Source organism: Streptomyces sp. PL-25, from assembly GCF_058344915.1.
In genome coordinates this window covers 2,214,561-2,236,033 of sequence record NZ_CP136997.1, presented here as the reverse complement: position 1 = coordinate 2,236,033, position 21,473 = coordinate 2,214,561, and the positions used below count along the sequence as shown (strand labels likewise).

19 protein-coding genes are annotated in these 21,473 nt (G+C 71.6%); 10 read left to right on the top strand and 9 right to left on the bottom strand.

What is annotated here, in order from left to right; genetic code table 11:
- Positions 1 to 13: 13 nt before the first annotated feature.
- A complete protein-coding gene (locus R4Z62_RS09945; RefSeq protein WP_491519602.1) occupies positions 14 to 226 on the bottom strand; it encodes a DUF397 domain-containing protein in 213 nt (70 codons plus the stop codon).
- Positions 223 to 1,053 carry a helix-turn-helix domain-containing protein gene (locus R4Z62_RS09940; protein ID WP_389597903.1) on the bottom strand — a complete coding sequence of 277 codons (831 nt, stop codon included), beginning with the start codon at positions 1,051 to 1,053 and terminating at the stop codon, positions 223 to 225. Before R4Z62_RS09940 ends, R4Z62_RS09945 begins: the two co-directional genes overlap by 4 nt.
- A gap of 103 nt (positions 1,054 to 1,156) precedes the next feature.
- Here R4Z62_RS09940 and R4Z62_RS09935 point away from each other — a divergent pair, with 103 nt between their 5' ends.
- The 3 genes from R4Z62_RS09935 to R4Z62_RS09925 all read left to right on the top strand — a co-directional run bounded on the left by R4Z62_RS09935 (position 1,157) and on the right by R4Z62_RS09925 (position 4,299).
- Positions 1,157 to 1,417: a hypothetical protein gene (locus R4Z62_RS09935; protein ID WP_382851955.1), complete on the top strand. Its 261-nt coding sequence runs from the start codon at positions 1,157 to 1,159 to the stop codon at positions 1,415 to 1,417.
- Between the two features lie 26 nt (positions 1,418 to 1,443).
- On the top strand, positions 1,444 to 2,580 hold the full coding sequence (locus R4Z62_RS09930; RefSeq protein WP_491519601.1) for an NAD-binding protein: 1,137 nt from the start codon (positions 1,444 to 1,446) through the stop codon (positions 2,578 to 2,580).
- A 456-nt stretch (positions 2,581 to 3,036) separates the two neighbouring features.
- Positions 3,037 to 4,299: a glycine cleavage T C-terminal barrel domain-containing protein gene (locus R4Z62_RS09925; protein WP_491519600.1), complete on the top strand. Its 1,263-nt coding sequence runs from the start codon at positions 3,037 to 3,039 to the stop codon at positions 4,297 to 4,299.
- 101 nt (positions 4,300 to 4,400) lie between these two features.
- Here the strand turns inward: R4Z62_RS09925 and R4Z62_RS09920 are convergent, their stop codons facing one another.
- On the bottom strand, positions 4,401 to 5,849 hold the full coding sequence (locus R4Z62_RS09920) for an MFS transporter (RefSeq protein ID WP_064533049.1): 1,449 nt from the start codon (positions 5,847 to 5,849) through the stop codon (positions 4,401 to 4,403).
- 81 nt (positions 5,850 to 5,930) lie between these two features.
- On the opposite strand from R4Z62_RS09920, the gene dusB reads away from it, so the two are divergent.
- Both dusB and ppdK read left to right on the top strand, forming a co-directional pair.
- Positions 5,931 to 7,076: a tRNA dihydrouridine synthase DusB gene (dusB, locus tag R4Z62_RS09915; RefSeq protein WP_355483883.1), complete on the top strand. Its 1,146-nt coding sequence runs from the start codon at positions 5,931 to 5,933 to the stop codon at positions 7,074 to 7,076.
- A 761-nt stretch (positions 7,077 to 7,837) separates the two neighbouring features.
- Positions 7,838 to 10,585: a pyruvate, phosphate dikinase gene (gene ppdK, locus R4Z62_RS09910; protein WP_491519599.1), complete on the top strand. Its 2,748-nt coding sequence runs from the start codon at positions 7,838 to 7,840 to the stop codon at positions 10,583 to 10,585.
- 212 nt (positions 10,586 to 10,797) lie between these two features.
- Here ppdK and R4Z62_RS09905 read toward each other — a convergent pair whose 3' ends face one another.
- The gene (locus tag R4Z62_RS09905; RefSeq protein WP_382851418.1) at positions 10,798 to 11,601 is read right to left on the bottom strand and encodes a PepSY domain-containing protein; all 804 of its coding nucleotides are present in this window, start codon (positions 11,599 to 11,601) and stop codon (positions 10,798 to 10,800) included.
- Between the two features lie 299 nt (positions 11,602 to 11,900).
- Between R4Z62_RS09905 and R4Z62_RS09900 the strand changes: the two genes are divergently transcribed.
- From R4Z62_RS09900 to R4Z62_RS09890, 3 genes are read left to right on the top strand one after another with little or no spacing between them, the layout of a single operon-like run.
- Positions 11,901 to 13,157 carry an ABC transporter substrate-binding protein gene (locus tag R4Z62_RS09900; RefSeq protein ID WP_491519598.1) on the top strand — a complete coding sequence of 419 codons (1,257 nt, stop codon included), beginning with the start codon at positions 11,901 to 11,903 and terminating at the stop codon, positions 13,155 to 13,157.
- Positions 13,154 to 14,149 carry a carbohydrate ABC transporter permease gene (locus tag R4Z62_RS09895; RefSeq protein ID WP_382851424.1) on the top strand — a complete coding sequence of 332 codons (996 nt, stop codon included), beginning with the start codon at positions 13,154 to 13,156 and terminating at the stop codon, positions 14,147 to 14,149. Before R4Z62_RS09900 ends, R4Z62_RS09895 begins: the two co-directional genes overlap by 4 nt.
- Complete coding sequence (locus R4Z62_RS09890) at positions 14,142 to 14,975, top strand: carbohydrate ABC transporter permease (RefSeq protein ID WP_385490141.1); 834 nt, start codon at positions 14,142 to 14,144, stop codon at positions 14,973 to 14,975. The genes R4Z62_RS09895 and R4Z62_RS09890 overlap by 8 nt, the downstream gene beginning before the upstream one ends.
- 26 nt (positions 14,976 to 15,001) lie before the next feature.
- On the opposite strand, the gene R4Z62_RS09885 is transcribed toward R4Z62_RS09890, so the two are convergent.
- Together R4Z62_RS09885 and R4Z62_RS09880 are read right to left on the bottom strand one after the other, a co-directional pair.
- Positions 15,002 to 15,787 carry an SDR family NAD(P)-dependent oxidoreductase gene (locus R4Z62_RS09885; RefSeq protein ID WP_064533044.1) on the bottom strand — a complete coding sequence of 262 codons (786 nt, stop codon included), beginning with the start codon at positions 15,785 to 15,787 and terminating at the stop codon, positions 15,002 to 15,004.
- Positions 15,788 to 15,888: 101 nt separating this feature from the next.
- Positions 15,889 to 16,470 carry a TetR/AcrR family transcriptional regulator gene (locus R4Z62_RS09880; protein WP_355483874.1) on the bottom strand — a complete coding sequence of 194 codons (582 nt, stop codon included), beginning with the start codon at positions 16,468 to 16,470 and terminating at the stop codon, positions 15,889 to 15,891.
- A gap of 123 nt (positions 16,471 to 16,593) precedes the next feature.
- On the opposite strand from R4Z62_RS09880, the gene R4Z62_RS09875 reads away from it, so the two are divergent.
- Positions 16,594 to 17,376, top strand: a complete 783-nt coding sequence (locus R4Z62_RS09875) for a sulfite exporter TauE/SafE family protein (protein WP_491519597.1) — start codon at positions 16,594 to 16,596, stop codon at positions 17,374 to 17,376.
- 25 nt (positions 17,377 to 17,401) lie between these two features.
- On the opposite strand, the gene R4Z62_RS09870 is transcribed toward R4Z62_RS09875, so the two are convergent.
- Together R4Z62_RS09870 and R4Z62_RS09865 are read right to left on the bottom strand one after the other, a co-directional pair.
- Complete coding sequence (locus tag R4Z62_RS09870; protein WP_491519596.1) at positions 17,402 to 18,022, bottom strand: class F sortase; 621 nt, start codon at positions 18,020 to 18,022, stop codon at positions 17,402 to 17,404.
- Positions 18,023 to 18,160: 138 nt separating this feature from the next.
- Positions 18,161 to 18,730, bottom strand: coding sequence for a GVDTG sorting domain-containing protein (locus R4Z62_RS09865; RefSeq protein WP_064533041.1), 570 nt, complete (start codon positions 18,728 to 18,730; stop codon positions 18,161 to 18,163).
- Positions 18,731 to 19,064: 334 nt separating this feature from the next.
- Between R4Z62_RS09865 and R4Z62_RS09860 the strand changes: the two genes are divergently transcribed.
- The gene (locus R4Z62_RS09860) at positions 19,065 to 19,661 is read left to right on the top strand and encodes an NADPH-dependent FMN reductase (protein ID WP_491519595.1); all 597 of its coding nucleotides are present in this window, start codon (positions 19,065 to 19,067) and stop codon (positions 19,659 to 19,661) included.
- An 84-nt stretch (positions 19,662 to 19,745) separates the two neighbouring features.
- Here the strand turns inward: R4Z62_RS09860 and R4Z62_RS09855 are convergent, their stop codons facing one another.
- Positions 19,746 to 21,392 carry a M4 family metallopeptidase gene (locus tag R4Z62_RS09855; RefSeq protein WP_491519594.1) on the bottom strand — a complete coding sequence of 549 codons (1,647 nt, stop codon included), beginning with the start codon at positions 21,390 to 21,392 and terminating at the stop codon, positions 19,746 to 19,748.
- Positions 21,393 to 21,473 lie beyond the last annotated feature (81 nt).

Genomic DNA, 21,473 nt, shown 5'->3' with positions numbered 1-21,473 from the left:
TTCGTGTGCGGACTCAGAAGGTGCCGAACTGGCCGGACTTGACGCCCGCGACGAACGTCGAGAACGCCCCGGTGGGCAGGTTGAGGACCGGGCCGGTGGTGTTCTTGGAGTCGCGGACGGGGATCACGCCGTGGGTGGCGGTGAGGTTGACGGCGACCTCGACGCAGGCGCCGCCGTTGTTGCTGTAGGAGGACGTGAACCAGCGGGGGGTGTCGGTCGTCGTCACGGGATGCCCTTTCGGAGCTCTTTGATCAGATCCACGGATGCCGTTTGGTGGAGCGCTTCCGCCTGTAGCTGATGGTAGGACGTCAAGACCGGTAGTACGGACGTGGTTTCGCGATCAAGGTGTCCCTGCGTCTGAGACTCGGCGTAGCACATCATGGACCGATCCGCCATAGTCAGTAGATAGACAGGCAGGTCGAAGGGGCGACGTTCCCCCAGCTCGTATGGCGCCACCTGCAACACCGTGTTGGGGCGTTCGGCGAACTCAAGCAGCCGGTCGAACTGGGCGCGCATGACTGCGGAGCCTCCGATGGGGCGACGGAGGCAACTCTCGTCCATCACTGCGAAGATCATCGGGGGGCGGCGCCGCTCCAGCGCCTTCTGGCGCTCGGCGACAACCGAGACGCGTTCGGCGGCATAGTCGGCGGTGATGGTCCCTCGCCCCACCGCACTGTCCGCCAGCACCCGTGCGTACTCCGGCGTCTGGAGCAGGCCAGGAATGATCCCGATCTCGTACAGCCGGATCTCCACCGCGCGGCCCTCGTGTCCGACATACTCCGGGAAGCCCTCCAGCAGCACCCCGTGCTTGATCTCGCGGTACTTGCGTTCGAACAGGTCGCCCGTACCCAGCGCCCGGTCGGCACTGCGCGAGAAGCGCAAGGTTGCCATTTTCCGACCAGTTTCAACAGCTGAGACATGGGTGCTGGAGTAGCCCATCTCCGCGCCCAGATCCTCCTGCTTCCACCCTCTGTTCTCGCGGCAACTGCGCAGCTGTGCTCCGTAGCCGGCCTGCGGGCTGCTCTCGGGTCGAAGCTCCTTGCGATTGACCAACGCGACACCAACTCTCCTGCCAGCACTGACACGTTGAGTGAGCACCGACTCTACGCCACGCTGAATCCGCTTGGTAGCGAAATGGCTACGGAGAGGAACGGCCATGCCTGGCGAACACAGTCCTGCCGGCCGACAGGAGTCCCGCACCCATCCGGCCGTCGGCACGCTGGTGGTGGACACCGGAAGCGGTGACGTCGTGGGGGAGTTCCGCGGGGTCGCCGGCTCCCGCTGGTCGCTGCGGCCGGTGTGCGGCGGGGCCGAGTGGGAGGCGGAACCCGGCCGCGTACGGCCGGCGAGCGACGCGGAGCGCCTGCGTGCGCGGACCGCCCGCGCGAACGCCCGGAGCCGGGGCGAGTTCCTGTGAAGCGCGAGATCAAGGGAAGGTGTCCGATGAAGACTGGAGAACGTGCGCGGCTGGAGGCGTACTTCGCCCGCACCGCATGGGAGTTCGCCCCCTCGCTGGTGCCTTCCTCGCTGCTGGTGACGCGGCTTGTGCCCGAACGGGTCCCGTTCGTACGGGTGGTGGGCACGGTCTCGCGCCTGCGCGGCGTGCTCCCGGAGCCGGAGCCGGGGGCCGCGCGCGGGGACGGTGCGGCGAAGCGCGAGGTGGAGCGGCTGTTCGCGGTGGACGAGCTGTCCCGCGAGCGGCTCGCCGATCCGGGGACGGTGCTGACGTATCTGGAGACCCGGGCGGCCGGTGAACCGGTGGTGCTGCTGGACGCGGGCGGCTGCTTCGCGCCGTCCCTCGACGTGCTGTGCGAGCGGTTCAGCGGAACCGTGCTCGGCGTGGTGGAGGACAGCGACAGCGGGCACCGGCGGTACGCGGAGCGGGAGAAGCTGCCCTGCCCCGTGGTCTCCGTCGCGCGGTCCCCGCTGCGGGAACCGGAGGAGTTCCTGCTCGGGCAGTCCGTCGTCTCCGCGGCGGAGGCACTGCTGCGCGGGTGGCGGGAGACACCGGACGCCCGGCCCGCGCTGGTGCTCGGCTTCGGGCGGCTCGGCGGCGCGGTCGCCTCCGCGCTGAGCGCCAGGGGAGCGCGGGTCACGGTGTACGACACCGATCCGGAGCGGCGGGCGCAGGCGCTGGCGCGGGGCTACGGCGTAGTGGCGGACCGGCAGGCCGCGCTGGCGGCGGCGGCGCTCGTCGTCTGCGCGTCGGGCGCGCTCGCACTGCGCGGCGAGGACTTCCCCGTGCTGCCGGACGGGGCCTTCGTCACCACGGTGACCGGCCCGGCAGAGGCGCCGGACCTCTCCGGGCTGCCCGAGGAGTACGGCAGGTACACGGCGACCCGGCACGTCACCCGCTACGAATCGGCGGAGCACTACTTCTACCTGCACGACGCGGGCGCGGCCGTCGGCGTCCCGCGCGGCGCGGGCGCGGACCCGTACCCCTGCCTGGCGCAGGCCGAGATCCTCGCGGCCCTGCGCACCCTCGCGGACGGCCGCCCCACCCGCACCCTGCACGAGGTGCCTCCGGCGGACCGCCGCAAGATCGCCGCCCTGTGGCTCCATTACTACAGCGAGCGGTGACCGGGCCCGTCCGTCCGCGTCCGGGCCGACCGAGCCCTCGTGGTCCTCGCCGCCGTCCTGAGTGCCGGACACGGGACAGGCGGCGGCGAGGTTTTTTCGGCCGGAAAGTGTCTTCGGGTTCGTCGGGGACAAGGGCTCGGGAAAACCCTGTTCTCGCTGGTGGCGCCGCGAGGCTGTTGATCCGGTGTCTTTCCGGTTTCCTTTCGATGTCTTTCGGGCTCCACGGCATGTGTGCATTCGGCGCGTTTGCGCCGGTCACCCTGCGCGGAGCGTGGTCGCGCGGTACGGGTTTTGAACCGGTGGAAGGCCTTGAGACGGTCCTTGGTCACAGGTTCGCGCCGTGTTACATTCGGGAATGCACCATGTCCGATTCGCTGGTTCGCAGCGAATATCGCTGCCATCGCCGCGTACCTCAATGAACCGGCACCGAGTAAGGTAGCCACGGTAGGGGATAGTGTGACGAACGAGTCTGGCAAATGGGCGGACCCCAACTACTCATCGGTCGATCAGTCGGACAGAACAGTCCCTGTCAATCTGCGGCAGACAGGCCGACCGGACATCAAGCTTCTGATATCGACGCGCGCCCGTAAGTCGCCGTACTGGCATCTCGCGGTCGAAGCGGGATGCTGGCGCGCGGAGGTCTACAACCGCATGTATCTGCCCAGGGGCTACGGCTCCGACGAGGGCGGCGGGTCCGGAGCCGAGTACGAGGCGCTGACGCAGCGGGTGACGTTGTGGGACATCGCGGCCGCCCGGCAGATCCGCGTGCGGGGGCCCGAGGCCACCGAGTTCGTCGATTACGTCGTGACGAGGGACGTCACGCGGCTGGCGTCCATGCGGGCGGCGTACACCGTGCTCTGCGACGCCGGCGGCCGGATGATCAACGACCCGCTGCTGCTGAAGATCTCCCCCGAGGAGTACTGGTTCAGCATCTCCGACTCGGATCTGTCGCTGTGGCTCAAGGGGGTGAATGTCGGCAAGGGGTTCGATGTCCAGATCCAGGAGATGGACGTGTCGCCCGTCCAGATCCAGGGGGCGCAGGCGAACAGCCTGATGGCCGACCTCATCGGCGATATGGCCGCCGAGATGCCCGTTTTCGGTCTGGCGGAGACCGAGATCGCCGGACTTCCGGTACTCGTTTCACGCACCGGTTTCTCCGGAGAGGCCGGATATGAAGTCTACCTCAAGAATTCAAGCATTCACGCGGAGCAGATGTGGGATGCGATTCTCCGGGCGGGCGATAAGTACGGACTGACGGTGACCGGCCCCATACAGCCCCACCGGGTCACGTCAGGAATTCTCGCGTGGGGGCAGGACGTCGACAGCGAGATGGTTCCTTTCCAGGTCGGACTGGCGTCCCACATTCCCCGCAACAAGGCGTCGGACTACATCGGCCGTGCCGCCCTCGAAAAGATGCGGGACGAGATCGCCGCCGGAAACCACCCTTACCGGCTCACCATGGTGGGCCTGAAGATGGAGGGTGAGCCGCTCGTGGACTACCTGTCCGACTTCTGGCTGGTCGCACCGGCGCCGGACGCGGAACCCGTGGGCTACCTGACGTCCGCCTCGTACGCCCCGAAGATCCGGTCGAACGTCGCCCTGGCCCGCCTGCCGGTCGACCTCGCGGTCCCGGGGACACAGGTGTACGTGTTCAAGCCGTCCGGCGACTCGACGGGCACGGGCATCCCGGCCGTGGTCTCGGAGTTCCCGATCGAGTGAGGCCGCCCGGCCACGGCCCCGGGCAGCCGGAACGGCCCGCCGGCTCCCCCCCGGCGGGCCGTTCCGGCCGCCCGGCCGCGGGCGCGGGGGCGGTTCCTGCCTCAGGCCGAGCCGACCCCCGCCGTCTGCCGCACCTCGTCCTCCTGGAGGCGGTCGGCGGTGCGCTCGGCGGTGCGGCGGGCCCAGGGGCCGCTGGTGAGGGCGCCCAGGACGAGGACGAGGACGCCGCAGGCGACCAGGACCCACCAGCCGGGGCGGGCGGCGGAGACGAAGGTGTCGCGGTAGGACGAGGAGCCGATGCCGGAGACCAGGAGGGCGCCGACCACGGCGACGCCGAGGGTCGAGCCGAGCTGCCTGCTGGTGGAGGCGACGGCCGCGGCGACCCCGGCCTGGGCGCGGGGCATGCCGGAGACGGCGGTGTTGGTGATGGGCGCGTTCACGAAGCCGAAGCCGATGCCGAACAGCACGTAGCCGAGGACCAGGGTGAGGTCGGACGTCTCCGCCTCGAAGGCGGCGAACAGCACCGCGCTCACCGTCATCGCGGTCCCGGCGATCAGCAGCGGCAGCCGGGGCCCGCGGGTGCCGACCAGCCGCCCGGACAGCGGCGCGCACAGGAACGTGGGCGCCGCCATCGGCAGCATCCACAGACCGGCGTGCAGGGCGTCGAGGCCGCGCACGTTCTGGAGATAGAGCGTGGAAAGGAACAGGAAGCCGCCGAGCGCCGCGAAGCCGCTGACCGCGATGACCGTGGCCCCGCTGAACGGCGCGGAGCGGAAGAAGCGCAGGTCGATCAGGGGTTCGGCGCGGCGCGGCTCGTACCACAGCAGCCCGAGCAGTGCGGCGAGCGCGACGGCGGCGAACGGCACCACGACGGCGGCGCTGGCGTCCGGCGCCTCGATGATCGCGTACGTCAGCGCGCCGAACAGGGCGATGACGAGCACCTGGCCGACCGGGTCGGGGCGGCGGGCCCGGGGGGCGCGGGACTCGGGGACGTAGCGGAGGGTGAGCAGGATCGCGGCGAGGGCGACGGGCAGATTGAGCCAGAAGATCGAGCGCCAGCCGACCGACTCCACCAGCAGCCCGCCGACCAGCGGCCCGGCCGCCATGGATATGCCGACCACCGCGCCCCACACACCGATGGCACGGGCGCGTTCGCGCGGGTCGGTGAAGGTGTTGGTGATGATCGACATGGCGACCGGGTTGAGCATCGAGCCCCCGACCGCCTGCACCATCCGGAAGACGACGAGCAGCTCCAGATCGGGCGCGAGCGAGCACAGCAGCGAGCCGAGGGCGAAGACGACAAGACCGGTCATGAAGACGCGCTTGCGGCCGACGCGGTCGGCGGTGGAACCGGCGAGCATCAGCAGCGACGCCAGGACCAGCGTGTAGGCGTCGATGGTCCATTGCAGGCCGGACGTGCTCGCGTGCAGCTCGCGCTGCATGGAGGGCAGGGCGACGTTCAGGACGGTGTTGTCGAGACTCACGATCAGCAGGCTCATGCAGCAGATCGCGAGCACCAGCAGCCGCCGGCGGTGACTCAGCTCGGGCATGGGTTCCAGCGTAGTCCACTTCGATAGTGCGGTTAACTAATGACCGTTACAAGTGCCTCGTGCATGCGAGACAATGAGGGAATGCCCATGCCCGAGTCCCCCCTCCAGATCGGTCCGCACATCGCGGCGCCGCCGGTCGTCCTCGCCCCGATGGCCGGGATCACCAACGCCCCCTTCCGCACCCTGTGCAGGGAGTTCAGCGGCGGCAAGGGCCTGTTCGTCAGCGAGATGATCACGACCCGGGCCCTGGTCGAGCGCAACGAGAAGACGATGCAGCTGATCCGGTTCGACGCGAGCGAGCAGCCGCGTTCGATCCAGCTGTACGGCGTCGATCCGGCGACCGTCGGCAAGGCGGTCCGCATGATCGCGGAGGAGGGCCTCGCCGACCACATCGACCTGAACTTCGGCTGCCCGGTCCCCAAGGTGACCCGCAAGGGCGGCGGCTCGGCCCTGCCCTTCAAGCGCAACCTGCTGCGCGCGATCCTGCGCGAGGCGGTCAGCGGCGCGGGGGACCTGCCGGTCACCATGAAGATGCGCAAGGGCATCGACGACGACCACCTCACCTACCTCGACGCCGGCCGTATCGCCGCCGAGGAGGGCGTCACCGCCATCGCGCTGCACGGCCGCACCGCCGCCCAGCACTACGGCGGCACCGCCGACTGGGACGCCATCGCGCGTCTCAAGGAGCACGTCCCGGAGATCCCCGTCCTCGGCAACGGCGACATCTGGTCCGCCGAGGACGCGCTGCGCATGGTCCGCGCCACCGGCTGCGACGGCGTGGTCGTCGGCCGCGGCTGCCTGGGGCGGCCCTGGCTCTTCGCCGACCTGGTCGCGGCCTTCGAGGGCCGCCCGGACGCGTTCGTGCGGCCCACGCTGCGCGAGGTCGCCGACGTGATGGTGCGGCACGCGACCCTGCTCGGGGAGTGGATCGGCGACGAGGCACGCGGTGTCATCGACTTCCGCAAGCATGTCGCCTGGTACCTGAAGGGCTTCGCGGTCGGTTCCGAGATGCGCAAGCGCCTGGCGATCACCTCCTCCCTGGCCGAGCTGCGCACCGGCCTGGACGAGCTGGACCTCGACCAGCCCTGGCCCACCGGCGCCGACGGCCCCCGCGGCCGCACCTCCGGCAACAACCGCGTCGTCCTCCCGGACGGCTGGCTCAAGGACCCCTACGACTGCGCCGGCGGCATCAGCGAGGACGCGGAACTGGACACATCGGGCGGCTGAGGCCCCGTTCCCGGCCGCCGGGCGTCTGGCTCCCGGTTCTCGGCCGTCAGGCCCCTGGCTCCCGGCCGCCGGGCGCCCGGTCTCTCCGGTTCCGGCCTCGGGCCCCTGGCTCCCGGTTCCCCGCTCCCGGCCGCCGGGCGCCCGGCAGCCGGAGACCGGCCGCCGGGCGCCCGGTCTCCGGCTCCCGGCCTCGGGCCCCCGGATTCCAGCCCTCGTCCCCGGCCTCCGGCCCGCTCCCGCCCCTGGCCGCACGGACTCCCTGGGGCCAGTCCCCGCCCCCGCCCCACCCCGAGCCGCGCCCGACCGCCGCTCCGCCCCCTCCCGAGCGCGCGCAACGCGCGTCCACGCGTCCCCAGCGCGGCCGGACATGCGGTCCGGGCGTCCGCATGGTGAAATCCGAGCGTGTGCGGCAGCGTGATTCTCGCCACCCTTGAGAGGGGTTTTGCTCAGATGAGCGGATCTTTGCCCGTCTGCACTTCTCCAAGGGGTGGCACTCGGTGCCACCCGGTGATCGTTCATCGATCGAAATCACACGTGCCCAGAGCCGCTCACATGAGCGATCGAGCGGGTTCGCGAGCCAGAATCCGTTCAAGAAGTGAAAACATCCGGCCCTGACGACTTGCCAAGCCTTGACTTTCGATCCGCTGGCGGACCGCTGGTTACAGGCGCATGACGCACGAGTGGACGTACCCACAAGCCTTTGATCTGGGTATGTTCCTCGCCGTCAGGGCAGCCACCGCGTCCTCGAGGAGTCGAGACCCGTGTCGGAAAACAAAGATCTCCAGGTACCCGCGCCGGGCGGGAGCGTTGAGGGCGTGAAGTTCGTCTACGACTTCACCGAGGGCAACAAGGACCTCAAGGACCTGCTCGGCGGCAAGGGCGCGAACCTCGCCGAGATGACCAACCTGGGGCTCCCCGTCCCGCCGGGCTTCACCATCACCACCGACGCCTGCAAGGTCTACCTGGACAGCGGCGAGGAACCGGCGGCCCTGCGCGACGAGGTGAGTGCGCACCTCGACGCGCTGGAGCAGCGCATGGGCAAGAAGCTCGGCCAGGCCGACGACCCGCTGCTGGTCTCCGTGCGCTCCGGGGCGAAGTTCTCCATGCCCGGCATGATGGACACCGTCCTGAACATCGGGCTCTCCGACAAGTCCGTCCAGGGCCTGGCCAAGCAGGCCGGCGACGAGCGGTTCGCGTGGGACTCCTACCGCCGCCTCATCCAGATGTTCGGCAAGACCGTCCTCGGCGTCGACGGCGACCTCTTCGAGGACGTGCTGGAGAAGGCCAAGGAGGCCAAGAAGGTCGCCGTCGACACCGAACTGGACGCGGCCGACCTGAAGAAGCTGGTCACCAAGTTCAAGAAGATCGTCAAGACCGAGGCCGGCCGCGACTTCCCGCAGGACCCGCGCACGCAGATGGACCTCGCGATCAAGGCCGTCTTCGAGTCCTGGAACGGCGACCGCGCCAAGCTCTACCGCCGCCAGGAGCGCATCCCGCACGACCTCGGCACCGCCGTCAACGTCTGCTCGATGGTCTTCGGCAACCTCGGCCCCGACTCCGGCACCGGCGTCGCCTTCACCCGCGACCCCGCCTCCGGCCACCAGGGCGTCTACGGCGACTACCTCCAGAACGCCCAGGGCGAGGACGTCGTCGCCGGCATCCGCAACACCGTGGCGCTCGCCGAGCTGGAGCAGATCGACAAGAAGTCGTACGACCAGCTCATGCAGATCATGGAGACCCTGGAGAACCACTACAAGGATCTCTGCGACATCGAGTTCACCATCGAGCGCGGCCAGCTCTGGATGCTCCAGACCCGCGTCGGCAAGCGCACCGCGGGCGCCGCCTTCCGCATCGCCACCCAGCTCGTCGACCAGGGCCTGATCGACGAGGCCGAGGCGCTCCAGCGCGTCACCGGCGCCCAGCTCGCCCAGCTGATGTTCCCGCGCTTCGACGACGGCGCCAAGGTCGAGCAGGTCGGCCGGGGCATCGCCGCCTCGCCGGGCGCCGCCGTCGGCAAGGCCGTCTTCGACTCGTACACCGCCGTCAAGTGGTCCCGCTCGGGCGAGAAGGTCATCCTGGTCCGCCGCGAGACCAACCCCGACGACCTGGACGGCATGATCGCCGCCGAGGGCATCCTGACCTCCCGCGGCGGCAAGACCTCCCACGCGGCCGTCGTCGCCCGCGGCATGGGCAAGACCTGTGTCTGCGGCGCCGAGGACCTGGAGGTCGACACCAAGCGCCGCCGGATGACCGTCCCCGGCGGGCACGTCGTCGAGGAGGGCGACGTCATCTCCATCGACGGCTCCTCCGGCAAGGTCTACCTGGGCGAGGTCCCGGTGGTGCCCTCCCCGGTCGTGGAGTACTTCGAGGGCCGGATGCACGCGGGCGCCGACGACGCCGACGAACTCGTCCAGGCGGTCCACCGCATCATGGCCTTCGCCGACCGCAAGCGCCGCCTGCGGGTGCGCGCCAACGCCGACAACGCCGAGGACGCGCTGCGCGCCCGCCGCTTCGGCGCCCAGGGCATCGGCCTGTGCCGCACCGAGCACATGTTCCTCGGCGACCGGCGCGAACTGGTCGAGCGGCTGATCCTCGCCGACACCGAGGCCGAGCGCGAGGAGTCCCTCAAGCAGCTCCTGCCGCTCCAGAAGAAGGACTTCGTCGAGCTGTTCGAGGCGATGGACGGCCTGCCGGTCACCGTGCGCCTGCTCGACCCGCCGCTGCACGAGTTCCTGCCCGACATCACCGAGCTGTCGGTCCGCGTGGCCCTGGCCGAGTCCCGCCAAGAGCCGCACGAGAACGAGCTGCGCCTGCTCCAGGCCGTGCACCGGCTGCACGAGCAGAACCCGATGCTGGGCCTGCGCGGCGTCCGCCTCGGCCTGGTCATCCCCGGCCTGTTCACCATGCAGGTGCGGGCCATCGCGGAGGCCGCCGCCGAGCGCAAGGCCGCCAAGGGCGACCCGCGCGCCGAGATCATGATCCCGCTGGTCGGCACCGTCCAGGAGCTGGAGATCGTCCGCGAGGAGGCCGACCAGGTCGTCGCGGAGGTGGAGGCGGCCACCGGGACCAGGCTCAAGCTGGCGATCGGCACCATGATCGAGCTGCCGCGCGCCGCGCTCACCGCCGGGCAGATCGCCGAGGCCGCCGAGTTCTTCTCCTTCGGCACCAACGACCTGACCCAGACCGTGTGGGGCTTCAGCCGCGACGACGTGGAGGCCAGCTTCTTCACCGCGTACCTGGAGAAGGGCATCTTCGGGGTGTCGCCGTTCGAGACGATCGACAAGGACGGCGTCGGCTCCCTGGTGAAGTCCGCCGCCAAGGCCGGCCGCGCCACCCGCCCCGACCTCAAGCTCGGCGTCTGCGGCGAGCACGGCGGCGACCCGGAGTCCGTCCACTTCTTCCACGAGGTGGGTCTGGACTACGTCTCCTGCTCCCCGTTCCGCATCCCGGTCGCCCGCCTGGAGGCGGGCCGCGCGGCCTCCGGCTCGGAGGGCAGCGACCACCGGTAGAGCCGGTGACCGCCGGCCACGCGCCGGCGCCGCAGATCCCGGAGTCCTCGTCGTGGTCCCCGACCCTCACTACCGATTGCGACGAGGACTCCGGTCCCCACAGCGAAACAGCGAAACGGTCCCCACAGCGAAACAGCGAAACAGCGAAGGGGCGGCGTCCTGTGCGGGGACGCCGCCCTTCCCGTGTCCGGCTCCGCACGGCCGGCGGGTGCTCAGTCCTGGTCGGTGTGCTCGCGCGCGATCTTGCCGCTGGCCGCGTCGACGTCGTACGTCGTCTTCTTCCAGTCCTTCGTGTCGACGACGTCGACGGCCCAGACGAGCTTGCCGTCGTTCTCGTCGAGCATGGCGCCGGTGACGGTGCCCTTCTTCTTGCCGGTGGCGGTCTTCACGGCCTGGGCGGGGCTCTGCGTGGCCTTGCGCAGCCGGTCGGCCACTTTGCGGCGGTCGTCGGCGCTCTGGCCGGACTGGGTCTGGTTGCGGAAGACCTTCCCGTTCGCCGCGTCGACGTCGACCATGTGGACCGTGCCGTCGGCGGCGGCGACCTTCGCCTGCCACTCGGGGGAGCCGGGGGAGGGGGCCGGGGCGGGCGAGGACGGGCTCGCGGTGCCGGGGCTCGCGGTACCCGGGCTCGCCGTGCCGGGACTGGCCGTGCCGGGGCTCGCCGTCCCGGGGCTAGCCGTGCCCGGCGACGCGGAGTTCTCCTGCGAGACGGCCTTCAGCTCGATCCCCATGAGTTTGCCCCCGGACACCTCCTTCACGGCGGTGCCGGCGGCCTTGTCCCAGCTCACCTTCGTCTTGGAGACCAGGTCCCGGCGCTGCATCTGGTCCTTGGTCAGCGAGGCGGTGGGCGAGGGCGAGGCGGTGTCGGTAGGCGAGGCGGTCGTGGGAGCGGCCTCGGCCGCCTCGGCCTGCGACCCGGTCGTGGTCGAACAGGCGGTCATCAGCAGGGCGGAACCGCCCAGGGCGCAGATCGCGACGATCGTGCGGAGGGGCGGGATACGAAGCGCAGTGGTCATAGCACTGTCAGTAACCCCCGCACCGGAACATGACACCGACCCGCCGCCGAATCCACCCCAATGGCCCCGCCCGTCACCGGCCCGGCCGTGTACGCCGTGCGGGCGCGCCGGGCGGGTGCGCGCCGTGCGGCCGGGGCTGGCCGAAACGGTGCTCTTGACGCGTACACACCGCTGCGACGCTCCTGTCGTAATCGCGGCGCATGGTTGATCGTTGGGCCGTGCGCGGCGGGTGTGCGGCCGCGTGGCAGGGCATACGGCACCGGGCACAGGTGCGGGGACACGAACGCCAGGGGGCGCAGATGACCATCAGCCGCAGAGCACTGCTCGCCGCCGGGGCCGTCGCGGGCGGCGGACTGCTGACCGCCTGCGGCGGCAACACCGGGCGCGGGGGCGGCGGCTCGGGGCCCGCGCTGTCGCAGTGGTACCACCAGTACGGCGAGCCGGGCACCGAGCAGGCGGTCAAGCGGTACGCCGCCGCGTACGAGAAGGCGCGCGTCACCGTGCAGTGGCGGCCGGGCGACTACGACCGGCAGACCGCCGCCGCCCTGCTGACCGACTCCGGTCCCGACGTCTTCGAGGTCGACGGGCCCACCCTGGACCAGATCCAGGGCGGCCAGGTCGCCGACCTCACCGCCCTGCTCGCCGGGGTGGAGGACGACTTCAACCCGGCGGTGCTCGCCCCGAAGAAGTACGACGGGAAGATCTGGGGCGTCCCGCAGGTCGTCGACATGCAGATGCTCTACTACCGCAAGAGCCTGCTGAAGGACGCCGGTCTCGAACCGCCCGGCACCCTCGACGCGCTCGTCGACGCCGCGAAGAAGCTCACCACCAGGAAGACCAAGGGCCTCTTCCTCGGCAACGACGGCGGCGCGGGCGTCCTCGGCGGAACTCCCCTGTACGCGGCCGGACTCCAGCTCGTCACCGACGACGGCAGGCCCGGCTTCGACGACCCGGCCGCCGCCCGCGCCCTCGCCAAGATCCGCAGGCTCTACGCCGACAGGTCGCTGCTGCTCGGCGCCCCCGCGGACTGGTCCGACCCGTCCGCCTTCCTCCAGGGCCTGACCGCCATGCAGTGGTCCGGGCTGTGGGCGCTGCCCCAGGTGCAGAAGGAACTCGGCGACGACTTCGGGGTGCTGCCGTTCCCGAAGGACGGCCCGGCCGGACGGCCCGCCGTGCCGGTCGGGGCGTACGCCGCCGCCGTCAGCGCCCGCAGCCGCGACCGGGAGGCCGCCGAGGCGTACGTGAAGTGGCTATGGGTCGAACGCACCGACGACCAGGAGGACTTCGCGCTCTCCTACGGCTTCCACATCCCGGCCCGGATCTCGCTGGCGAAGAAGGCCGCCAAGCTGCGCACGGGCGCCGCCGCCGAGGCGGTCCGCCTCACCACCGACCACGGCCACGCCGAGCCCCTGCTGTGGACCCCGGCCGCTCGCACCGCCTACCAGGACGCGCTGAGCCGGATCATCAAGGACGGCGCCGACCCGGACGCCGAACTGCGGTCGGTGCTGCGGAAGGTGACGGCCGAGCTCGACCGCGTACGGAACAAGAAGCCGTGAGCAGCCGTACGGTGGCCGGCCCCGCCACGGGCCCCCGGGCGGGCGGCGAGCGCGCACCGGGCGACCGCACGGCGGCGGCCCGCCGCGGCCTCACCCGGCGGCGCACCCTGTGGTTCTGGGTGTTCGTCGGGCCCTTCGCCGCCGGGCTCGCCCTGTTCACCTACGTCCCGCTGCTGTGGAGCGTCGGCCTCAGCTTCTTCGACGCGCACAACACCGTCACGCCCACCCGCTTCGTCGGCCTCGGCAACTACACCGCGATGCTGTCGGACGGCGCCTTCACCGGCAGTCTGCGCACCTTCCTGCTGTTCACCGCGTTCATCGTCCCGGCCACCTATGTCCTGTCGCTGGCGCTCGCCCTCATGGTCAACCGGGTGCGCCGGGCGCAGGCGTTCTTCCGGTCGGTGTTCTTCCTGCCGGCCGCGTGCAGCTATGTCGTGGCCGCGCTGATCTGGAAGATGTCGATCTTCAACGGGGTCCGGTTCGGCCTGGCCAACACCGTCCTGGACGCCTTCGGCGCCGAGCCGGTGGCCTGGCTGTCCACCACCCACCCGCCCTGGTACTGGCTGGTCATCGTCACCGTACGGCTGTGGCTCCAGGCGGGCTTCTACATGATCCTCTTCCTGGCCGGGCTCCAGCGGATCGACCCGGTGCTCTACGAGGCCGCCGCCGTGGACGGCGCCCGGCCCGGACCGCAGGTGCTGCGCCACATCACGCTGCCCCAACTGCGCGCCACCTCCGTCGCGGTGGTGCTGCTCCTCGTCGTCAACGCCTTCCAGTCCTTCGACGAGTTCTACAACCTGCTCTCCGACGCCCGCGGTTACCCGCCCTATGCCCGCCCGCCGCTCGTCTACCTCTACTACACCGCCCTCGGCCAGGGGCAGAACCTCGGGACGGGCAGCGCGGGCGCGGTGATCCTCGCCCTGATCATCGCGGTCGTCACGGTGGGCCAGGCCCGCTGGTTCGGACTGGGAAGGACGGATGCCGATGGATGACGCCCTGGTCCGGGCCGGGCGGGCGCTGCGCCTCGTGCTGCTGATCGCGCTCGCCCTGCTCTTCCTGGTCCCCTTCTACCTGCTGGTGCGCAACGGCCTGTCCAGTGAGCAGGACATCACCTCGCCCGACTGGACACTCTTCCCCTCCGAGCTGCGCTGGGGCAACGTCCGCGAGCTGTTCGACGACACCTCCGTGCCGTTCGCCCGCTCGCTGCTGAACTCCGCGCTGATCGCGGTCGCCACCACGCTCGGCACCCTGGTCCTCGCCTCCCTCGCGGGCTACGGCCTGGCCCGCATCCCCTACCGGCACGCGAACAAGGTCTTCTACGCCGTCCTGGGCACCCTCATGGTCCCGGCCGCCGTCACCTTCGTGCCCAGCTTCGTGCTGGTGTCGTCGCTGGGCTGGATCTCCACCCTGCGCGGACTGATCGTCCCCACCCTGTTCTCCGCCTTCGCCTGCTTCGTCTTCCGGCAGTACTTCCTGGGCTTCCCGCGCGAGCTGGAGGACGCCGCGCAGGTCGACGGGCTCGGCTACTGGCGGACCTACTGGCTGATCGTCGTGCCGAACGCCCGGCCGGTGTTCGCGGCCGTCGGCACGATCGTCTTCCTCGGCGCCTGGAACTCCTTCCTGTGGCCGCTGGTCATCGGCCAGGACCAGAGCGCCTGGACGGTCCAGGTCGCCCTGTCCTCCTTCACCACCGCCCAAGTGGTGCGGCTGCACGAGCTGTTCGTGGCCGCGGCCGTCTCGATCCTGCCGCTGCTCGCGGTGTTCCTGTGCTTCCAGCGGTGGATCGTGGCGGGAGTGGAGCGCTCCGGGATCGACTGACGCCGCGGCCGGGGCGCGCCACGGCGTCACAGCGAGCCGCCGCTGTCCACGACCAGATCGGTGCCGACGAGCGAGGCCGCGTCGTCGGAGGCCAGGTAGAGGATGGCGGCGGCGACCTCCTCGGTGGCGGAGACCCGGCCGAGGGGGAGGGTGGCGCGGGCCCGCTCGGTGCGGCCCTCCTCCGTCTCGCCGGGGCGCAGCGACATCCCGGTGGCGGTCGCGCCGGGGCTGACCACGTTGACGCGGACGCCGTCGCCGATGTGGTCCAGGGCCGCGCCCCGGCTGAGCGCGGTCACGGCGGCCTTGGTGGCGGAGTAGGCGGCGGCGCCCGGCGAGGTCGTGTGCGGGCCGAAGGTGGAGGACACGTTGACGATCGCGCCGCCGGACGGCTGGGTCCGCATCCGGCGGATCTGCGCCTGGAGGGCCAGGTGGACGCCGGTGACGTTGACGGCGAGCTGGGTGTGCCAGTCGTCCTCGGGCAGCTCGGCCAGGGGCGTGCCGCCCCGGAAGACGCCCGCGTTGTTGACGGCGACGTCGAGCGAGCCGAAGCGGTCCACGGCGGTCCGGACCAGCGCCTCGGCGTCGGCGGCGCGGGAGACGTCCGCGGCCACCGCGAGCGCCGTGCCGCCCGCCTCCTCGATCAGCGCGACCGTCTCGGCCAGCGGCTCCGGGCGGCGTCCGGCGACGACGACCCGGGCGCCCTCGGCGGCGAACGCGCGGGCCGTCGCCCGGCCGATGCCCGAGCCCGCGCCGGTGACCAGCACGGTCCGGCCGTCGAAGCGTCCGGCGGGCCGGGTGCTCTGGGTGGTCATGATCTCCCCTTTGGGCAGCTCTGGGTGGTGGGTCTTTATTTGACCGAACGGTTCAGTATGAAGGCCGAAGAAAACGCCCCCGCGTGCGAGGGGGCGGCGGATCAGCCGAGCAGGGCCAGGGCCTGCTCGGTCGCGTCGCGGACCCGGGCCGGGTCGCGGGTGGCCTTGCCCACCACCCGCATGCCCTGCATCAGCACCAGCAGCATCCGGGCCAGGGCGCGCGGATCGCGCTCGGCGCCCAGCTCGCCCTGGGCCCGCGCGCGGGTCAGCGCCGAGCCCAGCAGCGTCTCCATGTAGTCCCAGCGCTGCTCGACGCGGCGCGCCGCCTCGGGGTCGTGCGGCGCAAGCTCGGCCGCCGTGTTCGTCACGAAGCAGCCGCACTCCCGCTGCTCCGAGGTGGCCTCGCCGGCGAACCGCCGGATCACCGCCCGCACCGCGGGCAGCGCGGGCCCCGGCTGGGACAGCTCCCGCAGCAGCACCGCGTCGCTGTTCTCGCAGTACCGGTCGAACGCCTTGAGGTACAGCTCGTGCTTGCTGCCGAACGTCGCGTACAGACTGGCGCGCCCGATGCCGAGGTGCGCCACGAGGTCCGCCATCGACGTCGCCTCGTAGCCACGCCGCCAGAACAGCTCCAGGGCCGACTGCAACGCGGCGTCCGGATCGAACTCCTTGGTCCTGGCCACGTACGGAAGGCTAGCCCTTTCTGAAACGCACGGTCAAGTAAGCGGCCGGTCGAGGGAGGGGCGGACCTCAGAAGTCGCTCAGATGCATGGATCACGCACCCGCCCTTGCCTAGGGTCATGATCATGCCCGACATATCGCTGACCGTGATCGCCCTGCTGTGTCTCGCCGCGCTCGCGGCGGGGTGGATCGACGCCGTGGTCGGCGGGGGCGGGCTGCTGCTGTTGCCGGTGCTGCTGCTGGGGCTGCCGGGATCCACACCGGCCGCGTCCGCGCTGGGCACCAACAAGGCGGTCGCGATCGTCGGGACGACCGGCGCGGCGGTCACCTACGCCCGCCGGGCGCCCGTGGACGTGCGCACGGCGGTGCGCATCGGACTCGCGGCGCTCGCCGGGTCCTGCGCCGGTGCCTTCTTCGCGGCCGGGATGAGCACCGATGTGCTCAAGCCGCTGATCATGGTGGTGCTGCTCGCGGTCGGGGCCTTCGTGATCCTGCGGCCCGCCTTCGGCGCCGCCCCGGCGCCCGGCCCGGCCACCCGGCGGCAGATCCTGGCGGCGATCGGCCTGGCGGGCCTCGGCATCGGCTTCTACGACGGCTTCATCGGCCCCGGCACCGGTACCTTCCTGGTGCTGGCGCTGACCGCCGTCCTGCACCTGGACCTGGTGACCGCCTCCGCCACCGCCAAGATCGTCAACTGCTGCACCAACGCCGGTGCCCTGGCCACCTTCGCCTGGCAGGGCGCGGTGCTGTGGGAACTGGCGGCCCTGATGGCGGTGTTCAACCTGGCGGGCGGCATGCTGGGCGCCCGCACCGCGCTGAAGAAGGGCAGCGGCTTCGTCCGCGTCGTGCTGCTGACGGTGGTGTGCGCGCTGGTGGTGAACCTCGCCTACGAGCAGTGGGTGGCGTAGCGCGGCGGACCGCCTGCCCGCGGAGTCAGCGGCTGCCCGTCAGATGGGCGAAGACGACCACGTTGCCCTGGTAGCCGGTGGCCCGGGAGTAGCCGCCGCCGCAGGTGATCACCCGCAGCTCGGGGCGGGGCGCGGCGCCGTACACCTTCTGGTCGGGGAAGTCCTTCGCCGCGTACACCTCGATCGCGTCCACGGTGAACACCGCGACACCGCCGTCGCGGCGGTCCACCTCGATCACGCTGCCCTTCTTCAGCGCGCCGAGGTCGTAGAAGACGGCGGGGCCCTGGGTGTTGTCGACATGACCGGCCACGATCGCGGTGCCGCGCTCGCCGGGAGTGGTCCCGGCCTCGTACCACCCGGCCAGGTTCTTGTCGGCGGCCGGCGGCACGGCGAGGCTGCCGGAGGCGGTGAGGCCCAGGCCCGTCAGGGGAGCGTCCACCCGGATCGAGGGGATGCGGATCCGGACGGGCGGGGAGGGCGGCAGCGCGGGCGCGCTCAGCCGCTCCTCGCCCGGGTCCGGGGTGCCCTCGGCCGCGGCGGGCTGGGGCGGGGCGTGCGTGGCGCCCTCACCGTGCAGCAGCCACACGCCGCAGCAGAGGCTGACGACGGTGACGGCGGCTATCGCACAGTCGCCGATCCTGCGCATGCGTACCCCTCTCCGTATTTCCTCGTGTCGGGGCGGGTCCTGCGGTCGTGTCCCCTTCCCCTCCGGGCCGCGAGGGGCGTCGCACCCGGAGGGGGAGGGGACGTGCGGTACCGGCCGACGGACAGCGGAGGGTGTCCGTCAGATCCCGTCGCCTCTCGCCCGGCGATGCAGGAGCCAGGTACCGCCCGCGGCGGCGACGGCGAGAGCCGCCACGCCGGCCGCGGTCTGCACGGGGTCGTGGCCCAGAGCGCCGCCGACCCCCGTCTTCACACTTCCGCGGGGCTGCACCTGCTGCCCCTGTGCCGCCGTCAACGTGACGACCAGGTCGCCCTTGATCTCCCGGCCGCCCTCGGCGCACTCCGCGACGATCTCGTACGTCCCCGGCTGCGCGCTCTCCGGCACCCGGAAGCGGCCGATCGCGTCGTCCCGCTCGCTCGGCGCCAGGGTGAAGGGACCCGCGCCGACCGCGCTGGCGTCGCCCGCCGCGGAGGACTTCCCGCCGCACGCGGTGGTGTTCACGGTGACCTGCCCGCCCGGCACCACCGAGGTGGGGTACACCTCCAGGCCGCTCGCGGCCGAGCCGAGGGGGCGCGTGGCCACGGGAGCGGTGTCCGCGCCGTACGCGGGCGCGGCGAGGCCGCTCACGGCGGCGACGGCGAGCGCGGCCCCGGTCACGGCCCCGGCCGGCAGACGTGCGGTACGTCGCATCGGTGCTCCTTAGAGCTGCTCAGCGGTCGGGACACGGCCGCGGCACCCGCATGTGCCGCCGTCGTCGCGTCCCTGCCCTTCCGAGGTAAGTGGCACAGCCGCCCACGCGCTTCCTGAGGGGCCGTCAGAAATACGGTGAACGGGTGCCGCCGCGCCCGCCTCGGGCGCCGGAAGGTGCGACGTTCCCGCAGGTCAGGGCGTATGCCCCTGACGGTGTGTCGGAAATTTCCCGAAGGGTGCCCGGTGCGGGGGTGAACGGGTGACCGGGGTGCGCGGACCGGGCGCCGGGCCGCCGCTTGACCTCAACCTTGGTTGAGCTACCAGGCTGTGCCGCATGGACACCACCACCGCGCCCGGCGCGCCCCTGAAGGTCACCCTCGTCCTCGGCAGCAACCGGCACGGCCGCTTCGGACCCGTGGTCGCCGACTGGCTCCTCACCCATCTGCGCGCCCGCACCGGCCTCGCCGTCGAGGTCGTGGACGTGGCCGACACCGCCGCGCTCCCGACCAGCCTGGACCCCGGCCCGCAGGCGCGGGCCGCGCTCGCGGAGATCACCCCGAAACTCGTGGGGGCGGACGCGTTCGTCGTGCTGACCCCCGAGTACAACCACTCCGTCCCGGCCGGCCTCAAGAACCTCATCGACTGGCACTTCACCGAGTGGCAGGCCAAGCCGGTCGCCCTCGCCTCCTACGGCGGCCTCGCCGGCGGTCTGCGCGCCGTCGAGCACCTGCGGCAGATCTTCGCCGAGCTGCACGCGGTCACCGTCCGCGACACCGTCTCCTTCCACAACGCCGGCGCCTCCTTCGACGACACCGGCCACCCCAAGGACCCGACCGCCCCCGACGCCGCAGCCAAGGCCATGCTCGACCAGCTGACCTGGTGGGGCCACGCCCTGCGCGAGGCGAGGGAGCGGCGGCCGTACGGGAGTTAAGGGGCGGGGCGGGCCCTCGTGTGCACGACGACGGCCGCCCGGACGTGTGGTCCGAGCGGCCGCTGTGGCCGGTGGGGGCGGGTGTCAGTTCACGCTCACCGCGCTCCAGGCCGCCGCCACCGCGTTGTACTCCGCGCTGCCGGAGCCGTAGAGGTCCTTGGCGGCGTTGAGGGTGGCGGTGCGGGCGGCCGCGTAGTTGGTGGAGGAGGTCATGTAGACCGTGAGGGCGCGGTACCAGATCTTGCCGAGCTTGTCGTGGCCGATGCCGGTGACCGTGGAGCTGTTGCAGGTGGGGGAGTTGTAGGAGACGCCGTTCACGGTCTTGGCGCCGCTGCCCTCGGCGAGCAGGTAGGCGAAGTGGTTGGCGACGCCCGAGGAGTAGTGGACGTCGAGGTTGCCCACCGAACTGCTCCAGCAGTCGGCCGAGTTGCCGTCCCTGGAGGGCTTGTCCATGTAGCGCAGGGCGGTGCCGCCGAAGCCGGAGCGGACGATCTCCTCGCCGATCAGGTAGTCGCCGGGGTCGGCGGGGTTGGCCGCGTACCACTCGACCAGGGTGCCGAGGATGTCGGAGGTGGCCTCGTTGAGCCCGCCGGACTCGCCCGAGTACGTCAGCGCCGCCGTCTTGGACGTCACGCCGTGCGACATCTCGTGCCCGGCGACGTCGAGGGCGACCAGCGGACCGAAGGTCGTGCCGTCACCGTCGCCGTACGTCATGCAGAAGCAACTGTCGTCCCAGAAGGCGTTGTTGTAGTTGGTGCCGTAGTGGACGCGGTTGTACGAGCCCTTGCCGTCGCCCGCTATGCCGGTGCGGCCGTGGACGTTCTTGTAGTAGTCCCAGGTCTCGTCCGTGCCGTACTGGGCGTCCACCGCCGCCGAGGCCCGGTCCGCCGTCGCGCCCGTGCCCCAGTGGTTGTCGGCGTCCGTGAACAGGGTCGCGGGGGCCCGCTGGAAGCAGATGCCGAAGATGCACAGGTCGGTCTTGTTCTCCGCGTCACCGGTGTACGTGTTGCCCCGCGTCGGGTCCTTGAGCTGGTACGACGAGCCGGACTGGGTCGTCTCCAGCGCGACCGTCCCGCTGTAGAGGGACTTGCCGTCGCCGGTCGCCGTCTCGATGCTGTCCCAGGCGTCGATCTGCGCCCCGGTGTGCGCGTCGGTCAGGACGGTACGGGCGACCGGGTTGCCGAGCGAGTCCAGACCGGCGGCGACCGTGCGCCAGGCCAGCCGCGGACTGCCGTGCAGGGCGTCGACGACCAGGCTCGGCCGGGCCTTGACCTGCTGGAACCGGGTCCCGGCGTGCGCGCCGCGCAGGGCGCGCTCGGCCAGGTCGGCGGCCTTCGGGGCGGTGAGCGCCGGGGTGGTGGTCGCCAGTGCGATCGTGCCGTGGGTGGCGCGGTCCGCGCCCCGGTACGCCCCGTCCGGGGCCAGGTGGACCACGAAGTCGCCGCCCAGCACGGGCAGTCGGTCGTAGGTGCGGTCGTAGCGGACGTGCTGCGTGCCGTCCTTGTCGACGATCACGTCCCGCACGGCGGTGTGCTCGGCGGAGGTGAGCCCCAGGGCGCCGGCGTGGCCCGCGAGCGCCGAGGCGGCGTTGTGGACGGCGGTGGTCCGGTCGGGTCCGGGGCCCGCGTGCGCGGCGGGGGAGAGTACGGCGGCCAGCAGGGTGGCGGCGGTGGCGGCCCCTGCGGCCGCGGCCAGGCGGGAACCTCGGGTGTGCCGTGTCCGACTGCTCATCGGTCTCCTTGAGCGCGGGCGCCCTCGGGGGGCGCGTGGGGGTGGCGCTGACGGTGACTGAGATTTAAGTGGGCATGACAT